Here is a 16,909-nt window from a genome sequence, read left to right on the forward strand (position 1 = left end):
GCCGGGACCGAATTGCAAACCGGTCATGCAGATTCGCCCTACAAGTATTTGAAATTAAATGCAGGTTTTCATCCAAGGCGCTCCAATCAGGGTCGCGATCGGCAACTGGCGCTTGCAAACATATCTCCAAAGCAATATCGGCCTTTCCCGCCCCTGCCTCCTGTGCCAGTCTGACCGCGCAACATGACAGCGGAGCGCAAATGCCGATCACCACATGCATCTTCGACGCTTATGGCACCTTGCTGGACGTAGCAGCCGCCGCGCGCACTGCCGCCGCCGAGCCGGGACAGGAACGGCTGGCCGAGTGCTGGCCCAGCATCGCGCAGAACTGGCGGCTGAGACAACTTCACTACACTTGGTTGCGCACGATCATGGAGGATCACGCCGATTTCTGGACTTTGACAGGCGATGCGCTGGACTGGGCATTGGAGGCCGAAGGCATTGTGGACACCGCCCTGCGCGAGCGCCTGATGGGCCTCTATCGCGAACTTGACGCCTTTCCGGAGGCGGCCGACATGCTGAGCCGTCTCAAGGCTGCGGGTCTCAACACCGCCATCCTGTCGAATGGCACACCCGACATGCTGGAGGCGGCAACAAGCTCGGCCGGGGTCCGCGGCGATCTGGACGATATCCTGTCGGTCGAGATGTGCGGCATCTACAAGCCCAGCCGCGCGGTCTATGACATGGTCGGTCGCCGCTTTGCCTGTGCGCCGGACGAGGTGCTGTTCGTGTCCTCGAATGGCTGGGACGCGGCGGCGGCGGCCGCCTACGGCTTTAACGTGGCATGGGTCAACCGCGCGGGCGAGCCGGTCGAGCGATTGCCGGGCAAGCCATCCCATGTGCTGCGCGATCTCACCGGCATCCCTGCGCTGGCGGGGGTCTGAGTGGCCCGTTTTAGAGCCGCAGACGGGCTGAGCCTGCATTACACCGACAGCAAGGATGCGCCCGAGGGTCATGACGGTCCCGCCATCCTCTGCCTTGCAGGCCTGACGCGCAATTCGGGCGATTTCCGCTTTGTTGCGCCCTTTCTGACCGGATACCGGGTGATTGGCATGGATTACCGCGGACGCGGCCAATCGGACTATGCCCAGGATATCAGCACCTATTCGGTCGCGCAGGAGGCCGCGGATGCCATCGCGCTGATGGATCATCTGCAGTTGGAGCGGGCCACCATCCTTGGCACCTCGCGCGGCGGGCTGATTGCCATGCTGCTGGCGGCGACGCACTCTCAACGACTAGCGGGCGCGATCCTTAACGATATCGGCCCCGAGATCGCCCCCGCCGGGCTGGACCGCATCCTCGAATATGTGGGCCAGCGTCCCGCCTATGCCGATTACGAGTCGGCCGCGGACGGGCTCAAGGCCGCGATGGAGCCGCGCTTTCCGGATGTCACCCGCGACCGCTGGCGCATCCATGCCGAACTGATCTGGAAGGAGGCGGCGGATGGCCTCGATCTGCGCTACGATGCGCGCCTGCGCGATGCGCTGATCGGCCAGGCGGGCGCAGGGCCGGCGCCGGATCTCTGGGCGCTCTGGGATGAATTGGCCAAGCTGCCCGTCACGGTGCTGCGTGGTGCGAATTCCGACCTCTTGAACACCGAAATCCTTGGCCGGATGCAGGCCCGCGCGCCCGGCATGCGCGCCGTCACGGTGCCTGATCGCGGGCATGTGCCCTTCCTTGACGAGGCCGCGTCGCTGCGCGGCATCCTCGACCATCTGAAAGATCATTCATGAGCGATATCGAGATGATCCGCGCCGCCGCCGCGCGGCTGCACGGGCACGCGCGGCGCACGCCGCTTCTGTCCTCACCGTTCCTGGACCGGATCGCCGGGCGCAGGGTGCTGGTCAAGCCGGAATGCCTGCAACATACCGGCAGCTTCAAGTTTCGCGGCGGGTATTCCGCCGTCTCGGCGCTGGACGATGCAACCCGCGCGCGCGGCGTGCTCGCCTTTTCCTCAGGCAATCACGCGCAGGGCGTTGCGCTGGCCGCCGCGCAGCACGGCGTGCCCGCCGTCATCATCATGCCCAGCGATGCGCCCGCGCTCAAGATCGCCAATACCCGCGCGCTGGGGGCCGAAGTGGTGCTTTATGACCGCGCAGGCGGCGAGAGCCGCGAGGCGATTGGCGAGGCGCTGGAATCCGAGCGGGGCCTCACCCTCATCCGCCCCTATGACGAGCCTCTGGTGATCGCGGGCCAGGGCACGACAGGCCTCGAGATTGCCGAGGACGCCGAGCAGCTGGGCATCCGGCGCGCCGATGTGCTGGTCTGCTGCGGCGGCGGCGGTCTGACCTCGGGCATCGCGCTGGCGCTGGAGGCGGATGCCCCCGGCCTGCGTGCGCGCCCTTGCGAGCCAGAAGAGTTCGACGATACCGCACGCTCGCTGGCCTCGGGCCGGATTGAACGCAATCAGCGCAGCTCGGGCGGACTCTGCGATGCCATCATCACCCCCCAGCCGGGCGAGATCACCTTTCCCATCATGCAGCGCCTCTGCGGACCTGGCCTGGTCGTCAGCGAGGATGAGGCGCTGCACGCCATGGCTCTGGCATGGGGGCGCCTGAAACTGGTGGCCGAGCCGGGTGGCGCCGTGGCGCTGGCCGCCGCGCTCTTTCGCAAAGACCAGATCGAGGGGGATGACGTGATCGTCACGATCTCGGGCGGCAATGTGGATGCGGATGTGTTCCAGCGCGCGCTGACCCTTTATGGGACCCTTGAATAATCCTCTGACAGGAGCCTGAAACATGCGCCTTTCAACTCTCGATATCATCGTCACCTCGCCCCCCGCCCCCGGCTGGGGCGGGCGCTACTGGATCCTCGTGAAGGTGACGACCGATACCGGCATCACCGGCTGGGGCGAATGCTATGCTGCATCCGTCGGCCCCGAGGCGATGCGCGGGGTGATCGAGGACGTGTTCGAGCGACACATGGCCGGCGAGAACCCCGAGAATATCGAGCTGATGTTTCGCCGCGTCTACTCCTCGGGCTTTACCCAGCGGCCTGACCTCACGGTCATCGGCGCGTTCTCGGGGCTTGAGATCGCCTGCTGGGACATCCTGGGCAAGGCGCGGAACCGTCCCGTCCACGCCCTGCTGGGCGGGCGCGTCAATGACTGCATTCGCGCCTACAGCTATCTCTATCCCCTGCCCCATCACGATGAGGAAGCCTTTTGGTCCTCAGCAGACATGGCCGCCGAAAGCGCGGCCGAGCTGGTGGATGAGGGCTATACCGCCGTCAAGTTCGATCCGGCCGGGCCTTACACGCTGCGCGGCGGCCATATGCCCAGCTTGATGGATATCGAGCAATCAGTAGCGTTCTGCGCCGCCATCCGCGAGGCAGTGGGCAATCGCGCCGATCTGCTTTTCGGCACGCATGGGCAGTTCACCACCGCAGGCGCGATCCGGCTGGGCCGCGCCATCGCGCCCTATGATCCGCTTTGGTACGAGGAGCCTTGTCCACCCGACAATGTCGGCGCGATGGCCAGGGTGGCGCAGGCCACCGGCCTGCCCATCGCCACGGGCGAGCGGCTTTGCACCAAGGCGGAATTCGCCCCAGTCCTGCGCGAGGGCGCGGCGTCAATTCTGCAGCCGGCCCTCGGGCGCGCGGGCGGCATCTGGGAGTGCAAGAAGATCGCCGCCATGGCGGAAGTCTATAACGCGCAAGTCGCGCCGCATCTCTATGCCGGCCCCATCGAATGGGCCGCCAATGTGCAACTGGCCGCCTCCATTCCCAACCTACTGATGGCCGAGACGATCGACACCGAATTCCACCGCGCCCTGATCCGCCACACGATCCGGATCGAGAACGGCTATATCACCGTGCCCGAGACGCCTGGCCTTGGCATCGAGGTGGACGAGGATCTGGCCCGCGCGCATCCGTGGCGCGGCGAGGGCCTGCATCTGGAGATGACCGAGGAGCCGGTGAATTACCACGGTCCGAACGCCTTTCGCGGCGGCGCCCCGAGGGATTAATTGGGGCGCGGCTCGCCGGGCACCGGAAAGACGATGTCGTAGACCCAGTTATAAACGAAGGCATAGACGAGGTAGAAGAGCGCGAAGGCGATATCCATCCAGAAAGCGGCAATCAGGCTGATACCCAGATACCACGCGATGAAGGGCATCAGCACGATCAGCAGTCCCAGCTCGAACAGCACCGAATGCCAGATCCGCAGCCACAGTCCCTTGCGCGTGTGGCCCACGCGGGCCATCATGATGCGGTCGAAGATCAGGTTGTAGAGATAGGTCCATAGCGTCGCCAGAGTGGCGCTGACCACCGCCACGATTCCCATGTCATGCACCGGCAAGTTGAAAACCCAGCCGCCGGCAGGCACCACGATGGCAAGGCCCAGCCCTTCGAAGAGAAGCGCGTGGCGGATACGGTCGGATGTGCTGCGCATGGGTGCGCTCCTCGGTCAGGGCTAGGGCCAGCCCTAGCGCCGCGCGCGCGGTGCTGCAACAGTCGCGCTACGGCAAGAGGCCCAGCCAGACCCAGGTCGACAGGATCGAAAGCCCCGTGCCGATCAGCACCGCCGAGGCCGCAACGCGCCGCGCAGCGCCATACATGTTGGCAAAGATGTAGGCGTTTATGCCCGGCGCCATCGCGCCCGTCACCACCGCGCTGCGGATCGCGTTCTCCGGCAAGCTGAACGCTGTGCCGAGGGCAAATGTGATCGCCGGATGCACGCAAAGCGCGATGAGGCAGACCATGGCGATGACCCGCAGATCACCCTCGGGTTTGTATTGCACCAGCACACCGCCAAGGCCGAAAAGCGCCGCAGGCAGTGCCGCGCGCGCGATCAGGTCCAGCCCGCTTTGAAGCGGCGCAGGGACCGTAAGGCCGCTAAGGTTGGCGATGACGCCCAGACCGATGCCAAGGATCAGCGCGTTCGAGAACATCGCCTTCAGCACCTTGCGCACCACCGCAATCCCGGCATCGCCGCGCGCGCGGGTGATCTCCATCGCCGTAATGCCCACGCCATAGCAAAAGGGCGAATGCAGCGCGATGATGGCAAAATTTGCCTCAAGCGAATCTGCGCCATACGCCCGCTCGGTGATGGGCAGGCCCAAAAGGACGGAGTTCGAGAAGAGACAGCAAAAGCCGATGACGATCGCTTCTTCCCAGGTGCGATTGAAGATCAGCAGCGCCCCTGCCGTGCCAAGGGCAAAGCCCGCCAGAGCGCCAGAGTAGAAGCTGAAGAGCAGCGGGAAGTTGAAATTGTCGCCCAGATCCAGCTGCGAGATGGCCGTGAAGAGCAGGCAGGGAATGGCGAAGTTCTGGGTGAAGCGGATCAGCCCCTCGACACCCGATTGCGCGAACCAACCCAGCCAGACGACAAGGTAACCTGCCCCGATCACCACAAAGACCGGCAAGACGACATCAAGCAGTACACTCAATGGATTATCCTGCGTTCTTGATGTCGAAGCTGAGTGTCATGCCGTCATGGGCCGGCGTGATCCCCTCGGGCAATTCGGCCAGCAGGGTGCGATAATCCAGATCGTTATGCATATTGGTGATGACGCCTCGGCGCGGCGCGGCGCGGGCCAGCCACTCAAGCGTCCGCTCCAGATGTAGATGCGTCGGATGCGGCTTGCGGCGCAGCGCATCGAGGATCCAGATATCGAGACCCTGCACCTTCTCCCAGCTCTCGGGGCCCATCTCGGCCACGTCGGGCAGATAGGCCACATCCCCGATGCGAAACCCCAGCGCGTCGATGGCGCCATGCTCGACTTCGAAAGGCGTCAGCGTCACGTCGCCTCCCGCCCCGCTGATCGTCACATCGCCGTCAATCGTGTTCATGTCCAGAATGGGCGGATAGGTTGAGCCGTGAGGCTTGCGGAACGCGTAGCCGAACCGCTCCATCAGCGCGGCCTGCGTCGGGATATCGGCCCAGACCGGCAGGCGACCCGGCATGTTGAAGACGACGATGCGCAGATCATCAAGGCCGTGGCAGTGATCGGCATGGCTGTGGGTAAAGACCACCGCATCCAGCGTGCCGATCCCGTGACGCAAAAGCTGTTGGCGCAGGTCCGGCGACGCGTCGATCAGAACGCGGGTCAGCCCGCCATCCGCGCCCTCCTGTTCGATCAGGACCGAACAGCGCGTGCGCCGGTTGCGCGGCTCTTCGGGGTCGCACGCGCCCCAGTCCCCTCCGGGCCGGTCGGCAAGGCGCGGCACCCCCCCCGACGAGCCGCAGCCAAGGATGATGAACCGCCGCGTTACCATCAGCCCCGCCCCTCATAGGCCGCCACCTTGGTAAACAAGCGATCGAAATTGGCTTGGGTCTGCGCCGCGAACTCGAGCCAGTCCATGCCCATCGTCTCGGCCCCCTTGCGGGCGGTATGCGCGGTATAGGCGGGCTCGTTCCGCCTGCCGCGATGGGGTGGCGGGGCCAGATAGGGCGCGTCGGTCTCGACCAGGATGCGCTCGGGCGGTGCGGCAGCAAAGATGTCGCGCAAATCGCCGGACTTGGGAAAGGCAGTGATGCCCGACATGCTGAGGTAGAACCCGAGATCCAACGCCTTTTCAGCCAGTTCCGCACCGGAGCTAAAGCAATGCATCACGCAGGAATAAGCACCCTTCGCATGTTCCTCGGACAGAATGCACGCCGTATCATCATCGGCGTCGCGCGCATGGATAATCAGGGGCAATCCCGTCTGCCGCGCTGCGGCGATATGGATGCGCAGGCTCTCTTGCTGCACCTTCGCGCTTTCGGCGGTGTAGTGATAATCCAGCCCGGTCTCTCCGATCCCGACAAATTTCGGATGCTGCGCCAGCGCGACCAGCTCGTCGACACTGGCCATGGGCTCTTCCGCCGCGCTCATCGGATGGGTGCCTGCGGCGTAGAAGACAGGCGCATGCGCCTCGGCGATGGCGCGCACTTGCGGCTCGTGGCGCAGGCGCGTGCAGATGGTGACCATCCGCGTGACGCCCGCTGCGACGGCGCGGTCGATCACTTGGGGCAATTCATCTGCGAAATCGGGAAAATCGAGGTGGCAATGGCTGTCGGTGACGGTGATGTCTGTGGGGGTGGTCTCGGTCATGCGCGCCTCTCAGGCGGGCTGGCCCGCCGCCGTCTTTTGTATTCTGAACACGGTATCTAGGACGAGCGCGGCAGGGTCAAGGTTGACCGCCCGCCCCTGGCGCATGCGGGCGCCGACATCCTGCGCGCAATCGGCCCAGGCTCGCGCCGCCGCCAGATCGGGCGCGGCGCGCATCAGCATCGCGCCCTCGCCCGGCGCGCCCTCGGGCTGGGGTGCGGCACCGGTTGCGCCGGTCTGGGCCATACGGCCAAGGATCAGCTCGATCAGCCAGATCAGCAGGGTCAGCCGCTCTTCCGCGCCGCGCTGCGCGGCGGCATTGGCCAGCGCGAGCGCGCTGGGGCGGTCGACATTGGGCAGGTCCGCGAAAAGCTTGACCAGCTGCGCATATAGGCCGAGCCCATCCAGATTGATCAGCCGCACCGCCTCGCCCACCGAGCCGCCGGAGAGCGCGGCCAGCGCGCCGGTATCGCTGCCTTGGGCGATGCCGGCCTGCTGCAGTGCCGCCGCCATATCGGGCGCGCTCAGCGGCGGCAGCCGCAGCTCGCGGCAGCGCGAGCGGATGGTCGGCAACAGCCCCGAAGGCTGGTGGCTGATCAGGAAGAAGGTGGTGCGCGCCGGTGGCTCCTCAAGCATCTTGAGCAAGCTGTTAGCTGCGGTCACGTTCATGTCGTCGGCGGCGTCGATGATGACGGCGCGGCGCCCGCCATCGGCGCTGGAGAGCGTCAGGAAATTGTGCAGGCTGCGCACATCCTCGGCCCGGATCACATCGCGCAGACGCTTGGTGTCCTCGTTGATCTGGCGGGTGATGTGGAACAGCTGCGGCTCGGACCGCGCAAGGATTCGGCGCGCGACCGGGTGCTGCGGGTCGATATCGAGGCTGCCCGGCGCCTCGGGCGCAAACATGCCGCCACCGTCATCCTGCGCCAGAAGGAACCGCGCCGCGCGCCAGGCAAAAGTCGCCTTGCCCACACCCTGCGCGCCGGTCAGCAGCCAGGCATGGTGCAGACGATCATCGTTATAGGCGGTCAGAAACGCGGCCTCGGCGGCGCCCTGCCCGATCAGGCGCGGCGTCTCGCGAGGGTGCGGCGCACCCTCGATGCGGTCAGGCTGGGGGGCATCCTCGCTCATGCGCTGCGCTCCGTCAGCCTTGTGGTAACGGCGGCGTACACATCGGCTGCCACGGCGTCGGCACCCCGCGCCCCGTCGATCACGACAAAGCGCGCGGCATGCTCCTTGGCCAGCGCAAGAAATCCCTCGCGCATCCGCGCCTGCATCTCGCCGCCGAAGGCCTCAAAGCGGCCCTCGCCGCCCCTCTCGATGGCGCGGGCCAGCCCGGTTTCAGCGTCGATATCGATCAGGATCGTCACATCAGGCTCCTGCGCGATCATCAGATCGTGCAGCGCATCCACCTGCGCGCGCAAGCCCGGGCCGCGAAGCCCCTGATACATGCGTGTAGAATCGGCGAAGCGATCGCAGATCACGGTGCGCCCGGCCTCCAGCGCCGGCCATACAGTCCGCTCCATATGATCCCGCCGCGCGGCAGTGAAAAGCAGCAACTCGGTCTCGGGCGACCAGCGATCCACCGCGCCGTTCAGCACCAACGCGCGGATTTCCTCGGCACCGGAACTGCCACCCGGCTCGCGGGTGAGCAGGCAATCATGACCCTCGGCCCTCAGTGCTTCGTGCAGCATCCGCGCCTGCGTGGATTTGCCCGACCCGTCGATGCCCTCGAAGCTGACGAAAAGGCCAGCGCTCACAGCGCGCCCTCGGGCCCCTGCTGCAGCCGCTTGATCAGGATGCCCGACACCGTCTTCAGCCGGGTGGCAAAGCCACCCCGCGCCACGTCGGTCGCCGCCAGAAGGGGCACGCGTGTCTCGGGCATGCCGTCGGGAGTGACCACCAGTTCAGCCACGCGGGTCCCTGCCGCGATGGGCGCCTGAAGCGGCCCGTCATAGATGACCTGGGCCTTGATCTGATCATCACCCAGCACGGGCAAGAGCATCGTAAGATCGGCCTCGGTCACAAGGCCCACCTGCGGCACATCGCCCATCCAGACATCCGCCTTGGCCACATCGCTACCTGCCGTGATCAGCGTATTCTCGGCAAACTGGCGAAAGGCCCAGTTGACGATCGCCTCGGCCTCTTCGGCGCGACCTTGGGCTGTTTCCAGACCCGAAACCACGAAGATCACCCGCCGGTCACCCTGTTTGGCCGACCCGACAAGGCCATAGCCCGCCGCCTGAGTATGGCCAGTTTTCAGTCCGTCCGCGCCGATGCCAAGGTTCAGCAGTGGATTGCGGTTCTGGGTATTCTGCGGCGCGCGCCCGTCGAAGGCAAATTCCATTTCGGCGAACATCGGATAGAATTCCGGAAAATCGGTGATGATATGCCGCGCGAGCAGCGCCAGATCGCGCATGCTCATCTTGTGGTTCGGCGCGGGCCAGCCGTTGGAATTGGCAAAGGTTGAGTTGGTCATGCCCATCTGCTGCGCGCGCTGCGTCATGAACCGAGCAAAGCCTGCCTCTGTGCCATCGGGGCTGAGCGCCTCGGCGATAACGGCGCAGGCATCGTTGCCCGACAGCACGATGATACCGCGCAGAAGGTCTTCTACCGAGACCCGGTCGGTCGTGTCGAGGAACATGGTCGAGCCACCATAGCTCATCGCGTGACTGGAGACGGGCAGCTTTTCGTCCAGCGACAGGCGGCCATCCCGGATCGCCTCGAAGGCGACATAGAGCGTCATCAGCTTCGACATCGACGCCGGTGGCAGCGGCTCATCGGCGTTCTTGTTCAACAGCACCGTGCCGGTGCCCACATCGACCACATAAGCCGCCTCGGCAGCGGTGTCGAAGGCAGCGGCCGGCAAGCCAAGGCAGGCGATGACCAGTGCCGTGGCGGCAGATTTCAGCGGGGATAGGATCCGGGCGTATTGCATGGTGGGTGCGTCTTGCTCCGTTCTGTCATGTCAACTCGCGGCGGCAGGGCGCCCACCGCCGCGATATCCTTGGGTCGCATCAGTTGGCGACGGCATAGGCATCATCAAATCCGACACCCTTGATCTTGGTCAGCAGCGCGGCGCGCTCGGCCTCGGTCTGGGCCGGTCCGACGATGACACGCCAGAAGGTCTTGCCTTGGCTGCCTTCCTTGCGCACGGTCGGCACCATGCCCGCCTGCCGCATCGCCGTGGCGGTGTTCTCGGCATTCTGCTCGACCGAAAATATCCCGATCTGGATATAGGGCCGGCTCAGCGCGGAGGCGGTCGGCGCGGCCACACGCTCGGGCTGCGGCGCTGGCGTCGCATCGGGGGCGGCCACATCATCGGCGGCCTCAATGGCCGCAGCAGCCCCTGCAACCGGGTCAAGCGAGCTTGTTTCGACGGTTCCGGGCGTCAGGCTGTCCGGGGCAGCGGCGGGCGCCTCGCCCTCTTCCGCGCCAGGCGCGGCAGGGGCTTCCTCGCGGCGCAGGGCAGTCACGTTCAGCTGCGCAGGCGCCCCGGCCAGCATCCCCAGCGCTGCAGCCGCATCCGAAGACACCTGGAACGCGGGCCCTGGATTGGCCCGCTCGCGCCGGAAGAGTGCCCCTATGACGAATTTCGAATTAGCCGTATTTCGGATGATCACGCGCTCTGGCTCTTTCACGTCGGGATGCGCAACCCACACACCGCCCAGCGAGGGACGACCGTCCCAGAGGCCCTCGTCGGTCACCTGAAAGACACCGGGCGCTTCGACGTCGCGCTCCACAAGCCGAACCGAGGACGCATCCCCGCTGATCGAATTGATCTCGTCCACCGGCTTCGGCGTGAAAGGGTTGCCCCCCTCACATGCGGCCAGAAAAACCAGCGCCGTCCCGCCCAACGCCAGCCTGCGCCAATCGGTCGTTCTACCTGCCCAAACCTTGATCATTCACCGCCCCTTGCCTGTCACACCCACCTGCCCCCCGGCGCGATTGCCCGCCGCGGAAACATCGGCGGGCCAAATTACCTGCCACCGCAGTCTTTGCCGCGTGCGCGCACTCTATCCACTCGCATCCGTCAAGAAAAGCAGACTGTGCGCATTCGGCGGAATTCCCCAAGACAGACGCCCATTCATTGCCCCGCGCGCGACGCGTCGCTGGAAGTGTGAAAAGAGGCACTTTCAGAATCGCCGCGACCATCCTAAACCGTTCCTCGTCGGAGGAGTGGCAGAGTGGTCGAATGCACCGGTCTTGAAAACCGACGAGGGTGTAAGTCCTCCGTGGGTTCGAATCCCACCTCCTCCGCCAATTTGGCAAAACCTCATATTATGGCGTAATATCCATCGCTTATGATGGGTATAAAGTGTCTAACCACACACGTCGGCCACACTTCCCCACCATCACTATGCGTCATCTGCGCTTGCCTGAGCTTCGCTGCCTTCCCGCTTCGCCCGCCTCATCGCTTCGGTGATCGCCATCGTCTCGACCGCGACACGGGTGACGCGGGTGATCAGGTCGATGACGTGATCTTTGTAATCGGCAAAGCGGTAGGTATTGAACTTGGCGGCGACGGTCGGGTCGCGGGGTTTCTTTTCCTTGTACTGGTCCAACATCCATTCAAGTCCTGAGCGGTTGCCCAGCTTGTAAACCCAGACCTCGGGCGGGATGCCGGATAGGGTGGTTTCACTGTCCAGCTCAATCTGGCCCACGTCTTTGCTGGCCTTGAGCTTGGGCTTAGGCGTCAGCCCGGCAGAGGCGGCATCGGTGTCCTCGGTATCGGTGCGGGTCAGCGGCCGAGGCTCGACGCCTTCATAACCCATATGCAGGTCCAGAAAGGTCTGCCCCCAATCGCGCCACTTGGCAAAATCGGGGTAGAAGGGGATGCGGGCGAAGAGGTGCTTGAGACCTATACGAGGTTCACCACCACGGCGAACGACCTGGTGAGGCCAGTGAAGCCTGACGGTATGTCAGCCATTCTGCATCCCGATGACTATGAGCAATGGCTGGAAGGTGGTGCTCGTGAGGCGCATGATCTCTTGCGGCCCTATCCGGCTGAGGCGATGAGATTGATCACAAGCGGTGAGGACGACCGGCAGGATGAAGTTGTCGCCCAGTGAGAGTGACGCTACGTCAGACGTCCATTTCAAGGTTGGTAAAACGGTTAAAAATATACTCGTAAGCTACTATTTTACCTTGCGTAATACCGTCCTCCAGCCTCTCATCTTTGATATACCCATCAAGAAACGCCCCCGCATCGCGAGGGGCGTTTTCGTGTGTCGGTGGACCAGCGATCCTGACATAGCGTTTCGCAAACATCCAAGGCGCGGGTCTTTCGCGAAACGCCTTATTTTTCCGGGATCAATCCGCGCGGGCTGAACCTCAGCACGAGCAGGAGCACGACACCCATCGTCAGCAGGCGCATATGTGCGGCCGATTCAAGCAGATGCGTCTTCAGCCAATAGCCATCCGCCATGCCCGACGTGATAAGGTCCATCAACAGCCTGCCCATCGGCTCGACCTGGACCCACAGGAACCAGATCAGGAAACCGCCCAGCACGGCGCCGAAATTGTTGCCCGATCCGCCGACGATCACCATCACCCAGATCAGGAAGGTAAAGCGCAGCGGCTGATAGCTGCTAGGCGTCAACTGCCCGTCCAGGGTGGTCATCATCGCGCCCGCGATGCCGCATATCGCGCTACCAAGGATAAAGACCTGCAAGTGACGTTTTTTCACATCCTTGCCCATCGCCTCGGCCGCAACCTCGTTGTCGCGGATCGCGCGCAGCATTCGGCCCCAGGGGCTGTCCAGCGCCTTTTGCGCGAGCCACAGAAGGACCAGCAGAACGACCAGAAAGAGACAGGCATAGAGCAGCTTGACATAGATCGTCGACGCCTCGACCGGATCGAACCCGATTGCGGCGACGCGCTCCACAAAGCCAGGATCGTTCTGCAGATCGATCTCGAACGGAACGGGGCGCGGCACGCCGATCACGTTCTTGACGCCGCGCGACAGCCAATCCTCGTTCTTCATCACGGCAATGATGATCTCGGCAATGCCCAGCGTCGCAATCGCCAGATAGTCCGACCGCAGACCCAGCGCCGTCTTGCCGATCAGCCATGCGGCGCCTGCGGCGAAAAGCCCGCCAACGGGCCAAGCCAGCAGCACCGGAAGGCCGAGACCGCCCAGATACCCTGTCGCCGCCGGATCAATCGCCTCGATCGCACCCACCCCCGGATCCAGAACGGCGCGGTAGATGAAAAATCCCGCGACCAGCAACGCGATCATCGCAACACTGCGCAGCCAGCCCGCACGCATCGCGCGATACAGCAGCACCGCAGCCACGATCGTCGCCGCCCCCAGCACCAGCGCCAGCAACACGCGCAGGCCGCCCGCGGCCCATGCCTCGGTCGTCGGCGGCATCGAGATCAGAACCGTCGCCAGCCCGCCGAGCGCCACGAAGCCCATGACGCCGATATTGAACAGCCCGGCAAAGCCCCATTGCAGGTTCACCCCCAATGCCATGATCGCCGAAATCAGCCCCATGTTGAGGATCAACATCGCCGCGTTCCAGCTTTGCAGGACACCGGTCAGCAGGATCAGCACGCCGACGATGGCGAAGAGGCCGGTGTTTTTAACCATGTCGCTCATACTGACTGCCCCTTGAACAATCCCGTTGGCTTGAACAGCAGCACGATCAGCAGGATGACGAAACTGACCGCGAACTTGTAATCAGTGCTCAGGAGTTGCACCAACCCGTCCGGCGCAAGGCTTTCGGGCATCATGTAGCCCAGCACCTTTTTCCACGCATAGGTGATCGTCACCTCCGAGAAAGCGATTACGAAACCGCCCGCGATAGCGCCCAGCGGGCTGCCAAGGCCACCCACGATTGCGCTGGCGAAGATCGGCAAAAGCAACTGGAAATATGTGAACGGCTTGAAGGATTTATCCAGCCCGTAAAGCACTCCCGCGATGGTCGCCAACGCCGCCACGATGATCCAGGTCAACATCACGACACGCTCGGGGTTGACCCCAGACAATAGCGCCAGATCCTCGTTGTCGGAATAGGCGCGCATGGATTTGCCCGCCCGCGTGCGGTTCAGGAACCAGAACAGCAGCGCGACGACGACAACCGCAGTGATCACGGTTATGATTTGGGTGGACTTGATCGCCAGGCCCTCATCGAGGCCCGTCATTTCCTTGAACGTGCGGGCGGAAACCAAAAACCGCTCGCCATCAAGAAACCGCTGGTCGTCGGGGCCGATGATAAAGCGGACGATGCCGTTCATGATGAACATCACGCCCATCGACACGATGACGAGGATCACCGGCTTGGCCTTCTTCTCGCGGTAGAACTGGTAAACGGCGCGATCCGTGACCAGCAGCAAGACAATCGTGCCCAGGATCCCGACAGGTAGCGCCAACAGCGCGGTCGGCAGCGGCCCCAGGCTGACGCCCAGTGACTGCAGCCACCACGTGACCAGCACCGTGACCATCGCGCCGAAAGCCATCGTGTCGCCATGGGCAAAGTTCGAAAACCGCAAGATGCCGTAAACCAGCGTCACGCCCAGCGCGCCGAGCGCCAACTGGCTGCCATAGGCGACGCCGGGAACCAGCACGTAGTTGGAAAGCGCGATGAACGCGTTGAGAAAATCCATCAGATTGAGCCCACTTCGATACGGCAAGTTCCATAGCCGGAATAAGAGCTTACCTCGCCAGAAAAAATTGCCGGTAAGACGCTGATTTGTGCATGCGCCACGGTGGGATCCTCCCTGTCCGCGACGGTGAAGAGCATACAACTGCCGTGGATAACACCACTTGTGAAAAAGACGCGCGCGTTGCTTGGAAACCCATGCTTCGCGATTATGGCCGGCCATGGTTCGGCGTTCGGCAAAGAATTGGTCCAGAACTCCGCAATCGAGACCTCATCGGCAAAACGAACCCGGACATCTGCCGTGAGTTCAGGGCGAGCATCGCAGGCACCATCGGGACTGCACAAAAGCGGTATGACGCATGTGATAACGGTCAGCATCCGCTTACCCTCCGAGAAAACTCTTGCGCACATCCTCGTCCGCCAGCAGATCCTTGCCGGTGCCGGTATAGGCATTGGCCCCCTGCACCAGCACATATCCCTTGTCGGCAATCTCCAGCGCCTGGCGCGCGTTCTGCTCGACCATCAGGATCGGGATGCCGGTGCGCGCCACCTCGATGATGCGGTCGAACAGCTCGTCCATGACGATGGGACTGACGCCCGCCGTCGGCTCGTCCAGCATCAGGACCTTGGGCTGCGTCATCAGCGCCCGGCCGACGGCAACCTGCTGGCGCTGCCCGCCAGACAGCTCGCCCGCGGCCTGATTGCGCTTGTCGCGCAGGATCGGAAACAGATCATAGATCTGCTCCATCGTGCCGCGGAAATCGTCGGTGCGGATGAATGCGCCCATCTCCAGATTCTCCTCCACGGTCATGGAAGCGAAGATGTTGTTCGTCTGCGGTACGAATCCCATGCCCTTGCGCACCCGGTCCTGCGGCGACAGCGCGGTGATATCCTCGCCGTCCAGCCGCACATGCCCGGCGCGCAGATCCAGCATGCCGAATACCGCTTTCATCGCCGTCGACTTGCCCGCGCCGTTCGGGCCGACGATCACGGCGATCTCGCCCTTTTCAGCAGCAATGGTGCAGTCGTGCAGGATGTCCGGGCCGCTGCCATAGCCCCCCGTCATGCCCTCGCCGATCAGGAACGGGCCACCCGGGGCCGCCAAGGCATGGCCGCCCCGCTTGACCGGATGCGACGTGCTGCCGCCGCGCGGATTGGCAATGGAGGCATCCTTGTTGCCCCGATCACCATAGGGATCGCTGCTCATGCTTCTTCTTGCTCCAAATATCCCGGGCAAGCGCCCCCATGCCAACGGCCGACAAGAAGCCTCATGCGCTCACCGCATCGCGGTTCTTCAGGCCCGTCCCCAGATACGCCTCGACCACCTGTTCGTTGGCCTTGATCTGCTCCAGCGTTCCGGTCGCCAGAACGCGGCCCTCGGCCATGCAAATCACCGGATCGCACAGGCGCGCTATGAAATCCATGTCATGCTCGATCACCACAAAGGTATAGCCGCGTTCCTTGTTCAGGCGCAGGATCGCGTCGCCGATGACGTTCAGAAGGGTCCGGTTCACGCCCGCGCCCACCTCGTCCAGAAAGACGATGCGCGCATCCACCATCATGGTGCGTCCCAGCTCCAGCAGCTTTTTCTGCCCGCCCGAGATTTGCCCGGCCTTCTGCTCGGCCAGATGCTCGATGGTCAGGAATTCCAGCACCTCGTCGGCGCGGGCCGCAAGCGCGCGCTCTTCATCCGCGATCCGCTTGCGCCCGAACCACGTGTTCCACAGCCGCTCGCCCGACTGGCCTCCCGGAACCATCATCAGGTTCTCGCGGCAGCTCATCGAATGAAATTCATGGGCAATCTGAAAGGTACGCAAGACGCCCTTGTGGAACAGATCATGCGGCGGCAGCCCGGTGATGTCCTCCCCCCCCATCGTGACACGGCCCGATGTTGGTTTGTGCACACCCGCGATCACGTTGAACAGCGTCGTCTTGCCCGCGCCGTTCGGCCCGATCAGCCCGGTGATGGAGCCCTCGTCAAACGACAGGCTGGCGCCATCGACCGCGTGAAAGCCCCCAAAATGCTTGTGGAGATCCTCGACAACGATCATCCATCTTCTCCCTGTGGTCCCCCTGTCCGTGCAAATGCATCGCGGGCGGTTTTATGGTTTGCGCTGCCGGGCGACCGGCATATCGTCCGAGCGCACGCGCAGATCCTGTCTTTATAGAATCTCACAAGGACGGCGCAACAGTCCGATAGTCCGGACCCGGCACAGCCAATGTGACGCTGCCGGCCCGAAATGCATCGCGGGCCGGCAAACCTCGCTTTCC

20 protein-coding genes and 1 tRNA gene are annotated in these 16,909 nt (G+C 63.9%); 6 read left to right on the plus strand and 15 right to left on the minus strand.

The window, feature by feature from the left end; genetic code table 11:
* Window positions 1-200 precede the first annotated feature (200 nt).
* Genes ACEWPM_RS05785 through ACEWPM_RS05800 form a run of 4 tightly spaced genes read left to right on the plus strand, consistent with a single transcriptional unit; the run spans window position 201 to window position 3,965 of the window.
* Window positions 201-884 carry a haloacid dehalogenase type II gene (locus ACEWPM_RS05785; RefSeq protein ID WP_393961483.1) on the plus strand — a complete coding sequence of 228 codons (684 nt, stop codon included), beginning with the start codon at window positions 201-203 and terminating at the stop codon, window positions 882-884.
* The gene (locus ACEWPM_RS05790) at window positions 885-1,733 is read left to right on the plus strand and encodes an alpha/beta fold hydrolase (RefSeq protein ID WP_393961484.1); all 849 of its coding nucleotides are present in this window, start codon (window positions 885-887) and stop codon (window positions 1,731-1,733) included. It begins immediately after the preceding gene.
* Window positions 1,730-2,716, plus strand: a complete 987-nt coding sequence (locus ACEWPM_RS05795) for a threonine ammonia-lyase (RefSeq protein WP_393961485.1) — start codon at window positions 1,730-1,732, stop codon at window positions 2,714-2,716. Before ACEWPM_RS05790 ends, ACEWPM_RS05795 begins: the two co-directional genes overlap by 4 nt.
* Window positions 2,717-2,738: 22 nt before the next feature.
* Window positions 2,739-3,965: a mandelate racemase/muconate lactonizing enzyme family protein gene (locus ACEWPM_RS05800; protein WP_393961486.1), complete on the plus strand. Its 1,227-nt coding sequence runs from the start codon at window positions 2,739-2,741 to the stop codon at window positions 3,963-3,965.
* Here the strand turns inward: ACEWPM_RS05800 and ACEWPM_RS05805 are convergent.
* The 8 genes from ACEWPM_RS05805 to ACEWPM_RS05840 all read right to left on the minus strand — a co-directional run bounded on the left by ACEWPM_RS05805 (window position 3,962) and on the right by ACEWPM_RS05840 (window position 10,936).
* Window positions 3,962-4,390, minus strand: a complete 429-nt coding sequence (locus tag ACEWPM_RS05805; RefSeq protein ID WP_393961487.1) for a PACE efflux transporter — start codon at window positions 4,388-4,390, stop codon at window positions 3,962-3,964. The genes ACEWPM_RS05800 and ACEWPM_RS05805 overlap by 4 nt on opposite strands.
* Window positions 4,391-4,457: 67 nt before the next feature.
* The gene (locus tag ACEWPM_RS05810) at window positions 4,458-5,387 is read right to left on the minus strand and encodes an AEC family transporter (RefSeq protein WP_393961488.1); all 930 of its coding nucleotides are present in this window, start codon (window positions 5,385-5,387) and stop codon (window positions 4,458-4,460) included.
* Window positions 5,388-5,391: 4 nt separating this feature from the next.
* Window positions 5,392-6,216 carry an MBL fold metallo-hydrolase gene (locus tag ACEWPM_RS05815; protein WP_393961489.1) on the minus strand — a complete coding sequence of 275 codons (825 nt, stop codon included), beginning with the start codon at window positions 6,214-6,216 and terminating at the stop codon, window positions 5,392-5,394.
* A complete protein-coding gene (locus ACEWPM_RS05820) occupies window positions 6,216-7,034 on the minus strand; it encodes a TatD family hydrolase (RefSeq protein ID WP_393961490.1) in 819 nt (272 codons plus the stop codon). The genes ACEWPM_RS05815 and ACEWPM_RS05820 overlap by 1 nt, the downstream gene beginning before the upstream one ends.
* A 9-nt stretch (window positions 7,035-7,043) precedes the next feature.
* Window positions 7,044-8,162, minus strand: a complete 1,119-nt coding sequence (locus ACEWPM_RS05825) for a DNA polymerase III subunit delta' (protein WP_393961491.1) — start codon at window positions 8,160-8,162, stop codon at window positions 7,044-7,046.
* Window positions 8,159-8,791 (minus strand): dTMP kinase, encoded by a 633-nt coding sequence (gene tmk / locus ACEWPM_RS05830; protein WP_393961492.1) that lies wholly within the window; start codon window positions 8,789-8,791, stop codon window positions 8,159-8,161. Before tmk ends, ACEWPM_RS05825 begins: the two co-directional genes overlap by 4 nt.
* Complete coding sequence (locus ACEWPM_RS05835) at window positions 8,788-9,969, minus strand: D-alanyl-D-alanine carboxypeptidase family protein (RefSeq protein ID WP_393961493.1); 1,182 nt, start codon at window positions 9,967-9,969, stop codon at window positions 8,788-8,790. The genes tmk and ACEWPM_RS05835 overlap by 4 nt, the downstream gene beginning before the upstream one ends.
* A 79-nt stretch (window positions 9,970-10,048) precedes the next feature.
* Entirely contained in the window at window positions 10,049-10,936 is an 888-nt protein-coding gene (locus ACEWPM_RS05840) for an SPOR domain-containing protein (RefSeq protein WP_393961494.1), read from the minus strand.
* 268 nt (window positions 10,937-11,204) lie between these two features.
* On the opposite strand from ACEWPM_RS05840, the gene ACEWPM_RS05845 reads away from it, so the two are divergent.
* A tRNA-Ser gene (locus ACEWPM_RS05845) sits at window positions 11,205-11,294 on the plus strand.
* A gap of 95 nt (window positions 11,295-11,389) precedes the next feature.
* On the opposite strand, the gene ACEWPM_RS05850 is transcribed toward ACEWPM_RS05845, so the two are convergent.
* Window positions 11,390-11,896 carry a type ISP restriction/modification enzyme gene (locus tag ACEWPM_RS05850; RefSeq protein WP_393961688.1) on the minus strand — a complete coding sequence of 169 codons (507 nt, stop codon included), beginning with the start codon at window positions 11,894-11,896 and terminating at the stop codon, window positions 11,390-11,392.
* Here ACEWPM_RS05850 and ACEWPM_RS05855 point away from each other — a divergent pair.
* On the plus strand, window positions 11,807-12,103 hold the full coding sequence (locus ACEWPM_RS05855) for an SOS response-associated peptidase family protein (protein ID WP_393961495.1): 297 nt from the start codon (window positions 11,807-11,809) through the stop codon (window positions 12,101-12,103). The two genes, ACEWPM_RS05850 and ACEWPM_RS05855, sit on opposite strands and share 90 nt — an antisense overlap.
* Before the next feature lie 13 nt (window positions 12,104-12,116).
* Here ACEWPM_RS05855 and ACEWPM_RS05860 read toward each other — a convergent pair whose 3' ends face one another.
* The 6 genes from ACEWPM_RS05860 to ACEWPM_RS05885 all read right to left on the minus strand — a co-directional run bounded on the left by ACEWPM_RS05860 (window position 12,117) and on the right by ACEWPM_RS05885 (window position 16,689).
* A complete protein-coding gene (locus ACEWPM_RS05860) occupies window positions 12,117-12,302 on the minus strand; it encodes a hypothetical protein (RefSeq protein WP_393961496.1) in 186 nt (61 codons plus the stop codon).
* A 28-nt stretch (window positions 12,303-12,330) separates the two neighbouring features.
* The gene (locus tag ACEWPM_RS05865; protein ID WP_393961497.1) at window positions 12,331-13,635 is read right to left on the minus strand and encodes an ABC transporter permease subunit; all 1,305 of its coding nucleotides are present in this window, start codon (window positions 13,633-13,635) and stop codon (window positions 12,331-12,333) included.
* A complete protein-coding gene (locus ACEWPM_RS05870) occupies window positions 13,632-14,642 on the minus strand; it encodes a branched-chain amino acid ABC transporter permease (protein WP_393961498.1) in 1,011 nt (336 codons plus the stop codon). The genes ACEWPM_RS05865 and ACEWPM_RS05870 overlap by 4 nt, the downstream gene beginning before the upstream one ends.
* Window positions 14,642-15,016: a hypothetical protein gene (locus ACEWPM_RS05875; protein WP_393961499.1), complete on the minus strand. Its 375-nt coding sequence runs from the start codon at window positions 15,014-15,016 to the stop codon at window positions 14,642-14,644. Before ACEWPM_RS05875 ends, ACEWPM_RS05870 begins: the two co-directional genes overlap by 1 nt.
* Before the next feature lie 4 nt (window positions 15,017-15,020).
* Window positions 15,021-15,845, minus strand: a complete 825-nt coding sequence (locus ACEWPM_RS05880; RefSeq protein ID WP_393961500.1) for an ABC transporter ATP-binding protein — start codon at window positions 15,843-15,845, stop codon at window positions 15,021-15,023.
* Between the two features lie 61 nt (window positions 15,846-15,906).
* Complete coding sequence (locus ACEWPM_RS05885; protein WP_393961501.1) at window positions 15,907-16,689, minus strand: ABC transporter ATP-binding protein; 783 nt, start codon at window positions 16,687-16,689, stop codon at window positions 15,907-15,909.
* Between the last annotated feature and the right edge of the window lie 220 nt (window positions 16,690-16,909).

Origin of the sequence: Roseovarius maritimus (assembly GCF_043355895.2) — a bacterium.
In the GTDB taxonomy this organism is placed as follows: Bacteria; Pseudomonadota; Alphaproteobacteria; order Rhodobacterales; family Rhodobacteraceae; genus Roseovarius; species Roseovarius maritimus.

What these genes read in the sequence shown, in the direction of transcription:
- ACEWPM_RS05785 (WP_393961483.1), top strand. Translation starts at nt 201, where the DNA reads ATGCCGATCACCACATGCATCTTCGACGCTTATGGCACCTTGCTGGAC.
- ACEWPM_RS05795 (WP_393961485.1), top strand. Translation starts at nt 1,730, where the DNA reads ATGAGCGATATCGAGATGATCCGCGCCGCCGCCGCGCGGCTGCACGGG.
- ACEWPM_RS05800 (WP_393961486.1), top strand. Translation starts at nt 2,739, where the DNA reads ATGCGCCTTTCAACTCTCGATATCATCGTCACCTCGCCCCCCGCCCCC.
- ACEWPM_RS05805 (WP_393961487.1), bottom strand. Translation starts at nt 4,390, where the DNA reads ATGCGCAGCACATCCGACCGTATCCGCCACGCGCTTCTCTTCGAAGGG.
- ACEWPM_RS05815 (WP_393961489.1), bottom strand. Translation starts at nt 6,216, where the DNA reads ATGGTAACGCGGCGGTTCATCATCCTTGGCTGCGGCTCGTCGGGGGGG.
- ACEWPM_RS05820 (WP_393961490.1), bottom strand. Translation starts at nt 7,034, where the DNA reads ATGACCGAGACCACCCCCACAGACATCACCGTCACCGACAGCCATTGC.
- ACEWPM_RS05825 (WP_393961491.1), bottom strand. Translation starts at nt 8,162, where the DNA reads ATGAGCGAGGATGCCCCCCAGCCTGACCGCATCGAGGGTGCGCCGCAC.
- ACEWPM_RS05835 (WP_393961493.1), bottom strand. Translation starts at nt 9,969, where the DNA reads ATGCAATACGCCCGGATCCTATCCCCGCTGAAATCTGCCGCCACGGCA.
- ACEWPM_RS05840 (WP_393961494.1), bottom strand. Translation starts at nt 10,936, where the DNA reads ATGATCAAGGTTTGGGCAGGTAGAACGACCGATTGGCGCAGGCTGGCG.
- ACEWPM_RS05855 (WP_393961495.1), top strand. Translation starts at nt 11,807, where the DNA reads ATGCAGGTCCAGAAAGGTCTGCCCCCAATCGCGCCACTTGGCAAAATC.
- ACEWPM_RS05860 (WP_393961496.1), bottom strand. Translation starts at nt 12,302, where the DNA reads ATGTTTGCGAAACGCTATGTCAGGATCGCTGGTCCACCGACACACGAA.
- ACEWPM_RS05865 (WP_393961497.1), bottom strand. Translation starts at nt 13,635, where the DNA reads ATGAGCGACATGGTTAAAAACACCGGCCTCTTCGCCATCGTCGGCGTG.
- ACEWPM_RS05870 (WP_393961498.1), bottom strand. Translation starts at nt 14,642, where the DNA reads ATGGATTTTCTCAACGCGTTCATCGCGCTTTCCAACTACGTGCTGGTT.
- ACEWPM_RS05875 (WP_393961499.1), bottom strand. Translation starts at nt 15,016, where the DNA reads ATGCTGACCGTTATCACATGCGTCATACCGCTTTTGTGCAGTCCCGAT.
- ACEWPM_RS05880 (WP_393961500.1), bottom strand. Translation starts at nt 15,845, where the DNA reads ATGAGCAGCGATCCCTATGGTGATCGGGGCAACAAGGATGCCTCCATT.
- ACEWPM_RS05885 (WP_393961501.1), bottom strand. Translation starts at nt 16,689, where the DNA reads ATGATCGTTGTCGAGGATCTCCACAAGCATTTTGGGGGCTTTCACGCG.